The 1,370-nt window shown below is 73.3% G+C and carries 2 protein-coding genes; one reads left to right on the top strand and one right to left on the bottom strand.

Annotation, left to right across the window (positions count from 1 at the left end):
* Positions 1-816: protein kinase domain-containing protein (locus tag HMPREF3099_RS04070; protein WP_141761977.1), on the bottom strand; the 816-nt coding region annotated here is incomplete at its 3' end.
* Between the two features lie 43 nt (positions 817-859).
* On the opposite strand from HMPREF3099_RS04070, the gene HMPREF3099_RS04065 reads away from it, so the two are divergent.
* Positions 860-1,370, top strand: a 511-nt coding sequence (locus HMPREF3099_RS04065) for a hypothetical protein (RefSeq protein ID WP_202816683.1), incomplete at its 3' end; no start/stop codon positions are given.

Genomic DNA, 1,370 nt, shown 5'->3' with positions numbered 1-1,370 from the left:
GCGCTCGGCCTCGCTGGCGGGGTGGGGGCGCTCGGCGGGGTCCTTGGCCAGCATCGCGGCCACCAGGTCGTCCAGGTCCGGCGAGACCGAGGGCAGCTCGGTGGACACGCGCGGGGCCGCCACGTGGAGGTGCTGGTTCACCAAGGTGGTGGGGTCACCGGTGAACGGCGTGCGGCCGGTGAGCATCTCGAAGAGCATGCAGCCCACCGCGTAGACGTCGGAGGCCGGCTCGGCCGGGGAACCGTCGGCCAGCTCCGGTGCCATGTACTTGGCCGTGCCGAGCACGTGGTCCGGCTGCGTCAGGGTGACCGTCACGTCGGCCAGGGCCCGGGCGATGCCGAAGTCCATGATCTTCACCGTGCCGTCGTCGGTGACCATGACGTTGCCCGGCTTGATGTCGTTGTGCACCACGCCCTGCTCGTGGCTGTAGGCCAGCGCGGCCATCACGTCGGCGGCCACGTCCACGGCCCGCCGCGGGGCGAGCACGCCCTCGGTGTCCAGCACGGTGCGCAGGGTGGAGCCGGAGACCTTCTCCATGACGATGAAGGGCAGCGGCAGGCCGCCGCGGGTGTCCGGCTGGTGCTCACCCACGTCGAAGACAGACACGATGCCCGGGTGGTTCAGCCGGGCGGCCGCCAGGGCCTCGGCCTCGAAGCGCCGCACGAAGGCGGGGTCGCGCGCGAGGTCCTCACGCAGGATCTTCACGGCCACGCGACGGCCGAGGCGGGAGTCCCGGGCGGCGACGACGTCCGCCATGCCACCCCGGCCGAGGGTCTCTCCGACCTCGTAGCGGTCGGACAGCAGTGGGGTCTCCATGTGGGTTGTCTCCTAGGCGAGGTCGGACAGGTCGAGGGACTCGGTGAGGGTGATGTCCGGCGAGGACGGGTTGATCGGGCCGATGGTGACCGACGCGGTGGGGTCAAGGGGGCTGTCCGTCGGCGACGGGCTGTCCGAGGGGCTGGGGCTGTCGGTGGGGCTCGGCTCCGGGCTGTCCGTGGGCGACGGCTCCGTGGTGGGCGTCGGGTCAGGCCCGGGTTCCGTGGTGGGGCTGTCCGTGCCGGTGGGGTGCCCCGGACCCGTGGTGGTGGGCTCCGACGTGGGACTGGGCTCGTCCGTGGGGCTCGGCTCCGGGCTCTGCGTCGGCGAGGGCGCCGTCGGGGTCGGGGTCGGGTCGGTGGTGGGTGCGGTCGTCGGGTCGGTGGTCGTCGGGTCCGGCGTGGGGTTCACCGGGTCCTGCGTCGTGGTCGGGATGGTGGTGGTCGGGTCAGCCGGCGTGTCGGGCTCGGTGGTCGGGTCCTCGGTGGGGTCCGGGCTGTTGGTGTGGGTGGTCGTGCGGGTCACCGTGCTGGGCCCGTCGCTCACCGGCGGTG

This window comes from Kytococcus sp. HMSC28H12, assembly GCF_001816045.1.
Taxonomy (GTDB): Bacteria; Actinomycetota; Actinomycetes; order Actinomycetales; family Dermatophilaceae; genus Kytococcus; species Kytococcus schroeteri.
Note: the sequence above shows the minus strand (reverse complement) of the source record. Positions and strands in the feature narration are given on the sequence as shown.